This is a genomic window from Streptomyces sp. CO7 (genome assembly GCF_053474865.1).
In genome coordinates this window covers 1,434,237-1,443,097 of the sequence record NZ_JBRIOU010000002.1, presented here as the reverse complement: position 1 = coordinate 1,443,097, position 8,861 = coordinate 1,434,237, and the positions used below count along the sequence as shown (strand labels likewise).

At 75.1% G+C, this 8,861-nt stretch carries 7 protein-coding genes and 1 pseudogene; 3 read left to right on the top strand and 5 right to left on the bottom strand.

The window, feature by feature from the left end:
* Nucleotides 1-144: 144 nt before the first annotated feature.
* On the bottom strand, nt 145-918 hold the full coding sequence (locus ACOV8S_RS08605) for a sulfite exporter TauE/SafE family protein (RefSeq protein WP_448317097.1): 774 nt from the start codon (nt 916-918) through the stop codon (nt 145-147).
* 152 nt (nt 919-1,070) lie between these two features.
* Between ACOV8S_RS08605 and ACOV8S_RS08600 the strand changes: the two genes are divergently transcribed.
* Entirely contained in the window at nt 1,071-2,060 is a 990-nt protein-coding gene (locus ACOV8S_RS08600) for an ABC transporter substrate-binding protein (RefSeq protein WP_448317096.1), read from the top strand.
* A 172-nt stretch (nt 2,061-2,232) separates the two neighbouring features.
* On the opposite strand, the gene lhgO is transcribed toward ACOV8S_RS08600, so the two are convergent.
* Both lhgO and ACOV8S_RS08590 read right to left on the bottom strand, forming a co-directional pair.
* Entirely contained in the window at nt 2,233-3,447 is a 1,215-nt protein-coding gene (gene lhgO / locus ACOV8S_RS08595) for an L-2-hydroxyglutarate oxidase (protein ID WP_448317401.1), read from the bottom strand.
* Between the two features lie 351 nt (nt 3,448-3,798).
* Nucleotides 3,799-3,900: pseudogene (locus ACOV8S_RS08590) on the bottom strand (PrpF domain-containing protein); the annotation flags it as partial.
* A 233-nt stretch (nt 3,901-4,133) separates the two neighbouring features.
* Here ACOV8S_RS08590 and ACOV8S_RS08585 point away from each other — a divergent pair.
* Nucleotides 4,134-4,661 (top strand): NUDIX hydrolase family protein, encoded by a 528-nt coding sequence (locus tag ACOV8S_RS08585; protein WP_448317400.1) that lies wholly within the window; start codon nt 4,134-4,136, stop codon nt 4,659-4,661.
* Nucleotides 4,662-4,766: 105 nt separating this feature from the next.
* Nucleotides 4,767-4,991, top strand: a complete 225-nt coding sequence (locus tag ACOV8S_RS08580; protein WP_448317095.1) for a hypothetical protein — start codon at nt 4,767-4,769, stop codon at nt 4,989-4,991.
* Nucleotides 4,992-5,078: 87 nt separating this feature from the next.
* Here ACOV8S_RS08580 and ACOV8S_RS08575 read toward each other — a convergent pair whose 3' ends face one another.
* Both ACOV8S_RS08575 and ACOV8S_RS08570 read right to left on the bottom strand, forming a co-directional pair.
* Complete coding sequence (locus ACOV8S_RS08575) at nt 5,079-6,005, bottom strand: diiron oxygenase (protein ID WP_448317094.1); 927 nt, start codon at nt 6,003-6,005, stop codon at nt 5,079-5,081.
* A complete protein-coding gene (locus ACOV8S_RS08570; protein ID WP_448317092.1) occupies nt 6,002-8,833 on the bottom strand; it encodes a condensation domain-containing protein in 2,832 nt (943 codons plus the stop codon). Before ACOV8S_RS08570 ends, ACOV8S_RS08575 begins: the two co-directional genes overlap by 4 nt.
* Nucleotides 8,834-8,861 lie beyond the last annotated feature (28 nt).

The following is an 8,861-nucleotide window of genomic DNA, read 5'->3' as shown; positions in this document are numbered from 1 at the left end:
GTCCACGGCATGGACCTGACGTCGGTGGCGGCGTGGGCGAGGGCGCTGGCGGACGACGTCGAGACGGCTCGCGACCCGCTGGACCCGAGCGCCCGCGCCCCGCGGCTGCGGGGCGGGCAGCCGGGCGCCCGGTGAGCGGCGGCGTCAGCGCAGCAGCAACTGCACCGCGCCCAACACGGTGGCCCCGATCACGAGTTGCTCGAACAGCCGCTGGTTGATCCGGGTGATCGCCCACCTGCCGAGCAGCGCCCCGGGGAGCACGAACGGCACCAGGGCGGCGTCCAGCAGCAGCGCCCGGGTGTCGATCAGGCCGAGCCCGACGCTGAACGGCACCTTGCCGACGTTGACGATCAGGAAGAAGAACGACGAGGTGCCCAGGAAGCCCAGTTTCCTGAAGCCGGAGGACAGCAGGTACATGGACATCACCGGGCCTCCGGCGTTGGCGACCATGGTCGTGAAGCCGCCGAGCACACCGTAGGAGCGGGCCTTGATCCGTCCGGCGCGGGTGACCACCGCGTCGGGTGCGTCGTCGGGGCGGCTGCTGCGGGTCCGCCACACGGTGATGCCGGTCATCACCAGCAGGGTCACGGCGATGGAGACGCGCACCGCCCCGTCGTCGGCCCACATCAGGAAGAAGGTGCCGAGGACGACGCCCACGGCGACCGCGGGAAAGAGCTTCCACAGGGTCGGCCAGTGGGCGTGCCGCCGGTAGGCCAGCACGGCGAGCACGTCGCCGGCGATCAGCACCGGCAGCAGGATGCCGACGGAGTCCCGGGCGGGGAGGACGGCCGCGAAGACGGCCAGACTCACCGTGTTGGCGCCGCTGACGGAGGTCTTGGAGAAGCCGACGAGGAAGGCCGCGGCGGCGAGCGCGGCGAATCCCCAGGGAGTGATGTTCCAGAGTGTCATCGTGTCCATGCGGAGGTTGATGCTAGGCGAATCGATCTCCGCGGGACACCGCGTTGCCGCCCGTGACCGGCGCCCGGGGAGCGTCCGGGGCGCGCCCGCCTCGAAACGGACGTCCCACTGCCGGTACCGTGCCGATCACACCCCTCGCAAGGAGCGCCTGCATGCCGATGCCGCCGACCCGTACCCGGCCCGGGAGCCGGGCCGTTCGCCGGGCCGTCCTCGTGTCCGTGGCCGTCGCCGTCTCGGGCGCCCTGCTGCTCACGGGGTGCACCGGCGAGGACCTCGGTCCCGCGGACGGGGCGGAGGACGCCGAGACAACAGGCCCGGTGGGCACGCGCAGGATCGTGGACGCGCGGGGGCGGACGGTGGAGGTGCCGCTGGGCCCGCAGCGGGTGGTGACGCTGAGCCGCGCGACCCTGGACGCGGCGCTGGCCCTGGGCGTCGAGCCGTACGGCACGGCGGTGTTCGCGGCGGACGGCGACCGGACGCCGTCCTACCTGGCCGACCGGGCGGTGCCCGCCCGGGTGGTGGCGCGGGACGGCCGGGTCCGGGTGAAGAGGCTGGAGGCCCTTGAGCCGGACCTGATCCTGGTGGACGAGTCCACCCGCGCGGTCGACGAGCTGGACGCGCTGCAGGCCGTGGCGCCCACGGTGGTGACCTCGACCGGTGAGGACGACTGGAAGCGTGCCTTCACGGCCACGGCGCACGCCCTGAACCTGGCGGCGGCCGGACGGCAGGTGTTGGGCCAGTACGGCGCCGAACTCGCGGAGGCCACGCGGGCGGTGAGGCCCCGTCTGGCCGGCACCGGGCGGTCGGTGGGCGTGGTCCGGTGGGCGGACGGCGAGCTCACGCCGCCGGCGGCGGCCGACCATGTCCGTTCCACGCTGGGCTCGTTGGGCCTGCGTCGCGCTCCGGGCGAGGGCACGGACGGCGACTGGGTCTTCTTCGGCGTGCGCGGCGCGGCGCGCGGGGAGGCGGTCGAGACCTTCGCGTCGGCCCGCTCCCGCCCCGGCCTGGCGCGTCTCGCCGAGGCGGACGAGAGGCACCGGGTGGCGGTGGTCGACGGCTCTGCCTGGGAGGCCCCGGGCGGCCCCATCGCGGCGCGCACGGTGCTGGGGGACGTCCGCCGCGCGGTCGTCCCGACGGGCTGACCCCGCGCGGTCGTCCCGACGGGCTGACCCCGCGCGGCGGGCCTCTGTCGCCCGGGGTGCCGCGCGGTACGCCTGCGCCCTGACGCCTCCCGTGCCGAGCACGCCGGCCCCGCGCCGGGTGAACCCGCCCGGCTGCCGGCAGGGGGCCGCCGGGCCGGTCGGGCTGGGGCAGTCAGGCGGACGCGGTCCGGTCGAGTACGGCGTCGGCGATGTGTTCGGCGATGGCCATGGACGAGGTGGCGGCGGGCGAGGGCGCGTTGCGCACGGCGGTGACGGGGCCCAGGTGCTGGACGACGAAGTCGTCGAGCAGCGACCCGTCGCGGGCGAGGGCCTGCGCCCGTACGCCCGCGCCGGCGCGAACCACGTCGGCGGGGCCGATGCCGGGGACGTAGGCCTCGGCGGCCTTCATGTAGGCCCGCACGGAGAGCGAGCCGCGCAGCTCCCTGGCCCCGGTGCGCCAGTGCCGGCGGGCCAGCCGCCACGCCCCGGGGAAGGCGGCGACGCGGGCCAGCTCGCGCGGGTCGACGTCGCTCAGGCGGTAGCCCTCGCGGGAGAAGGCGAGGACGGCGTTCGGACCGACCTCCACGGTCCCGTCGACGCGCCGGGTGAAGTGGACGCCGAGGAACGGGTAGCGGGGGTCGGGCACCGGATAGACGAGGCCGCGCACCATGTCGGCCTTCTCCGGCCGGACCGACATGTACTCGCCGCGGAACGGGACGATGCGCGGGTCGGCCGTGGCGCCCGCGAGCCGGGCCACCCGGTCGCTGTGGAGGCCCGCGCAGATCACCAGGCGGTCCGCGTGGACCAGGGACTTGCCGTCCCGGGAGATGACCTCCACGCCGTCGGCGGACCGGCGGATCCGTCCGACGGGGAAGCCGCGGCGGATCTCCCCGCCGCCCGCCTCGACGTCCGCGGCGAAGGAGCGCGCGACGGCCGTGTAGTCGGTGATCGCGGTGTGCGGGGAGTGGACGGCCGCGAGCCCGGCGGCGTGCGGCTCGATCTCCCGGATGCCCTCCCCCGCGACCTTGCGGACCCCGGGCACCCCGTTCTCCAGGGCGTTCGCGTACAGCGCCTCCAGACGCGGGACCTCCTCCGCGGTGACGGCCACGACGAGCTTGCCGCACTCCTCGTAGGGCAGACCGCGGTCCCGGCAGTACTCGCGCAGCAGGGCCACGCCGCGGGCGCAGAGGGTCGCCTTGAGGCTGCCGGGCCGGTAGTAGATCCCGGCGTGCACCACGCCGGAGTTGTGGCCGGTCTGGTGTGCGGCGACGCGCCGCTCCTTGTCCAGGACGACGACCTTGGCGCCGGGGCGCCGTGCGGCGATCTCGCGGGCGGTGGCGAGGCCGACGATGCCGGCGCCGACGACGGCGATCGTTTCCTCGGGCATCGGCTCTCCTTTCTGCGGGGCCCGGTCCGACGCCCCGGTGGGACGTCCGGTGGCCCGGGGTGATCCTGCCCGCTCACCTGGCCACCGGGGAAGATCGGCGCGACGCCGCGCAGCCGTCCGGGGCACCCGACACCGCCCTGCGGTACCGCCGGGGCGTGAGGGCTCACGCGGCGACCGGCTTCCCGATCGTGCCCGTGCCGCCCGCGGCCGTGCGCGCGCCGAGCACGTGCCGCACGTGATCGGCGTCGGCGGCCCCGTTCGCGGGCGACAAGGGCGGAGGGCGGGACCACGGCGGCCTTGCTGGTCAGCGGGTGCCCGCCGCCGAGTCGTCGCCCTGCCGGGGGCCGGGCCGCCCATGACGCGCAGCAGCAGCGCGTCCCGCTCGGCGGGGTCGGTGGGCAGGTCGCCGGCGAGGAAGGAGGCGCCCTCGGCGGTGCCGCCGCGCACCAGCATGCAGCGCGGCGCACCTCGTCGAACCGGCGGGCCATGGTCCAGGCTCCTCGGGACGGGTTCCGCACGCCCGGCCCCAGCCGGGTGCCGATCACTCCCGCGGGGCGCGACGCACTCGTCGGATGCCCACCCCACCCGCGGGGGACGGGGGCGGGCGCCGTCGCCCGTGCGGGGGTCCTCGGCTACGCCATGCCCACGGACCGGCCGAGGAAAGTATGATCGCCAGCGTGTCTGACATGACCGAAACCACGCCCGGTTGGCTGACCACCGACGAACTCGAACTCGCCCGCGCCCGGATGCCGATCCTGTACGTCGAGGCCGTGCCCGTGCGCGTCGACGACAGCGGTGAGGTCACCAGCGTCGGACTGCTGCTGCGGATCGGCCCGGACGGAGCGGTGACCCGCTCCCTCGTCTCCGGCCGCGTCCTCCACCACGAACGGGTCCGGGACGCCCTGCTGCGTCATCTGGAGAAGGACCTCGGCCCGGTGGCCCTCCCCCGGGTGCCGGCCTCGCTGCAGCCGTTCACCGTCGCCGAGTACTTCCCCACCCAGGGCGTCACGCCGTTCCACGACCCGCGCCAGCACGCGGTCTCGCTCGCCTACGTCGTCCCGGTGGCCGGCGACTGCAGACCCCGGCAGGACGCGCTGGACCTGGTCTGGTTCAGCCCGCAGGAGGCCGCCTCCCCGCTGGTCCAGAACGAGATGCCCGGCGGCCACGGTGTCCTGCTCAAGCAGGCCCTGGCCCACATCGGCTGCGTGAGCTGACCTGGTCGTCCTCGTTTTCCGCCCGTGGCGGCGGGTACCCGCCTGCCGCATCGCGCCCGTCCTCCCCGACCCGGGTGGGCGGGCGCCCGAGGATGGGAGCGAGTCATGACCGGACCCGAGAGCCCCGGACAGCGGGACGAGCGGACGGACGAGGAGACCCCCGACCGCGGCCCCGGCGCGCACTCCGGGCTGGAGCAGGAGGCGCAGGAGCGTGTCGTGCCCGGCACGGCGAGCGCCACCGAGGGCTACAGCGGCGGCGGCACCGGAGCGGGCGAGCCGCTGAAGGGCGTCGAGGACGAGACGGCCGACGAGGACGCCGAGGAGTCCTGACCCGGCGGCGACGCACGACGATCACGACGACCACGAGGGGCGCTCCGCGGGGCGCCCCTCGGGCGTGCCGCCGCCCGGCGCGGGAAGTCAGTCGGCGAGTCCCAGCAGGTGCAGCTGTTCGCGTGCCTCGGGGATCTCGAAGGCGCCCACGGACTCGCACAGCCCCAGGGTGTGCCGTCCCGCGTCGCGGACCCCGGCGACCAGTGTCTCCTCGCGGTAGCAGTCGCGGATCACCTCGTCCGCGCGGTCCGCCGCCACCCCCACCGACAGCAGCGCGGCGCGTACCGGGGCGAGGTCCGGACGCAGGCAGTCGTCGACGAAGTGCGGCATGCTGCAGGCCACCTTGACCCGCAGCGAGGGGGACAGTCCGGCCCAGAGTTCCTTGAAGAACCGGGTGAAGTAGGCGTGGTGGTGGACCTCGTCGCGGACGTGGTCGCCCACCACCTCGCGCACCACCCGGAAGACCGTCTCGTCGCGGGGTATCCGGGCCAGGAACCGGGTCACCACGGTCTCGAAGGCGACGACCTGCAGCAGGTGCGCGAGCGTGCCGTGCTCCGGCAGGAAGCGGTGGGCGGTCCGGTCCAGCCGGGCGGCCCGCGGGGCGAAGTCGTAGGGGAGCACCGGTGTGGCGGTGACCTTCTCGACCTGCTGGACCACGTCCATGCTGAACAGCGCGTGGTAGGCCTCGTCGCTGTAGATCTTGAAGGCGTCCAGGCGGGACTCGGGGCCCACGTCGATGTCGACCTCGCCGTGCGCCACCATCGCCGCGCCCCGGTTGACCACCTTGGTCTCCAGGTGCGAGGTGAAGAGCATGTAGGTGTAGAAGTGCTGGGTGAGCAGGGCGCTGCGGCCCTCCTCGGGGAGGTCCGCGAGCCCTTCGTGGTGCAGGTGCGGCACCAGTGCCTCGGGGAAGACCTTCAGGCCGACCTCGCGGTCCTCCTCCAGCATCCGCCGGGGACCGCTGCGCACTCCGGCGCTCTCGTACCAGTCCTTCGCCACCTGGGGGTGCGTCATGACAGACCGATCCGTTCGGTGAACGCCGCCGCCACCCGCTCCACGGCGGGGGATCCGAGCACCTCGGTGTGCGTGCCCGGGACGCGGTGGACCTCGAGGCCGGCGGCGAGTCCCTGCCAGCTCGCCTCCAGGGCCTCGGGATAGCCGGGAGGGTTGTCCGCGCACAGGAACAGCTGGACCGGCGCGCCGGCCGGCGCGGGCACGCACCCGGCGACCAGGTCCAGCAGCCGGCCCCAGTCCTCCAGCATCCGCGCCGCCTCCTCGGCGTGCGTCTCGCGCAGGGCCGCCGGGTCCACGCCGAGGCGGCGCATCAGCAGCCGCTGCTCCTCGGTGCCGCCGAGCACCCCGGTGCCCTCGCGGCGTACCGCCCCGGCGAGCGCGAACAGCTGCCCGCCGGTGGCGGACAGCTGCCCGGCGTCGTCGGCGGTGCGCCGGGCCAGCGAGTCGAGGAGGGCGACCAGCGCCACCTCGTGGCCCAGTCCGGTGAGCGCGGCGGCGACGGAGTGGGCCAGGACTCCGCCGAGCGACCAGCCCAGCAGGGCGACGCGGCGGCCCTTCAGCGCGGTGGACAGGGTGGTCGCGTAGCGCGCCACCAGTTCCTCGTAGGAGGCGTCGTCGGGGTGCGCGCCCGCCACCCGCTCCAGGCCCACCACCTCGACGCCCGGCGGGAGCAGGGGGACGAGGCCGCTGTAGCACATGAGGGTGCCGCCGACGGGGTGGATCAGCGCCACGGCGAGGCCGTCCGCGCTGCCGTCGCCCTCGCGCAGCCGCACCAGGCCGTCCCGGTCCGTCCCGGTCCCTTCGGTCAGGGCCCTGGCCAGCGCGGCCACGGTCGGGTTGTTCATGAACAACCCGACGTTCAGCGGCCGGCCGAGTTCCTCGGTGACCTGGGTGACGAGTCGCACCGCCAGCAGCGAGTGCCCGCCGTAGTCGAAGAAGTTGTCGTGCTGGCCGAGGCCGGGCACCCCCAGCAGGGCTTCGAAGACGTCGGCGAGGCGGCGCTCCAGGTCGCCCCGCGGCTCCTCGTCGCGCGGGCCGTCGGAGGCGTCCGGTGCTCCGGACGCGGGGGCGACGAGCCGGGCCAGTGCGTCGAGGTCGGGCCGGCCGTCGACGCCCGCCGGGAGCGCGTCGCACACGACGATCCGCCGGGGCATCAGGTGCGCGGGGACGCGGGCGGCCAGGTGGTCCAGCAGGGCACGTGGCTCCGGGGGGCGCTCGTCCGGCCGCAGGACGACGCATCCGACGCTCTCGCCGCTCTCCCCTTCCCCGCCGGGCACGAGCGCGGCGGCGAGCACCGCGGGGTGGGCCGCCAGGGCCGCCTCGGCCGGAGGGCGCCACAGCTCGAAGCCGCCCTCCGGGGCGAAGCGGCCCACCTCGCCGGTCGGGGTGACGGTCCCCCCGGCGGGATCGCCGGTGTGCACCGGGCCCCAGAAGCCGAGCGGCAGCGGACGCCCGCGTTCGTCCAGGACGTACCGGCCCGCCTCCTTGCCCAGGGTCAGCAGCCGTGCGCGTTCGTCGTCCGGCACGAGTTCCGCGGCGGCCACCGGGGCGTCCGGGTCGGCGAGCAGTCCGTCCAGCAGGCGCAGCAGGACCCCGGTCAGGCACTCCACCGTCGGCCTGCCGAAGCGCTGCGCGCTGAAGGCGAAGTCGCCCTTGAGCACGCCGTACTCGTGGAGCAGGGTGAGGGTCAGGTCGAAGTGGGAGGAGGCCCACCGGAAGGGCAGCGGGGCGACGTCCAGGCCGGGGAGGGTCCAGTCCTGTTCCACCTTGCGGCGGTTGAAGACCAGGGCCACCTGGAAGAGCGGGTTGCGGGTCGCCTCCCTGGTCGGGCGGACGGCCTCCACGACCGCCTCGAAGGGCGTGTCCTGGCGCTGCAGGCTCTCCAGCACGGTGCGCCGTGCGCGCTTGAGCAGCGCGGCGAAGCTCTCCTCGGGGTCGACCGCGCCGCGCAGCACGACGGTGTTCTGGAAGAAGCCGACGGTCTCGGCGAACCGGGGTTCGGTCCGGCCGCTCATCGGGGTGCCGACGGCGATGTCGGTGGCGCCGGTCCACCGGTGCAGCAGCACCAGGAGGGCGGCGTGGAAGACCATGAACTCCGAGACGCGGTGGGTCCGGCAGAACGCGCCCAGCCGCTCGGAGACGGCCGCGGGGACGGTGAAGGGGACCCGGTCGCCGGTGAACAGCCCGTGGTCCTCGGCGACGTGCTCCTCCGGGAGCGGCAGGGCGGGCATCCCGGCCAGCCGCTCGCGCCAGAAGGCGAGCCCGGCCGGGTCGGGTTCGGCCAGCAGTCCGGCGCAGAACTGGGCGTACGTGTGTTCGGGCCCGGACGCGGGGAGGGCGGAGGGGTCCCCGTAGAGCCGGTCGAGCTCGCCGGCCAGTGTGGTCGCCGCCGTCTCGTCGACGACGAGGTGGTGGAAGCACAGCACCAGCGCGTGGTCGTCGGGGGCCGTCTCCACCACGTCGACGCGCATCAGCGGTCCGCGCACGACGTCGAAGGGCTCGGCCGCGCGGCGCACGGCCTCGGCGGCGGCCGCTTCGGCGTCCGCCCCCGGCATCACGGTCCAGCTCACCCCGACCGGGGCGGCGCTCCCGGCCGGGTGGATCAACTGCAGGACCTGTCCGTCCCGTTCCTCGACGGTCAGCCGCAGCGCCTGGTGGCGTGAGCGGAGCACCTCCACGGCACGGGTGAGCCGCTCCCGCTCCAGTCCGCCGCGTACCCGCAGCACGATCGGCACGTTGTACACCGCGCTGTCCGGGGCCAGGCAGTGCAGGAAGTACACACCTCTCTGCTGCGGCGTCAGAGGGAGCGCCACGGGAGCGGTCGTCACGGTGTCTCCATCGGTCGGTGGGGGTGGG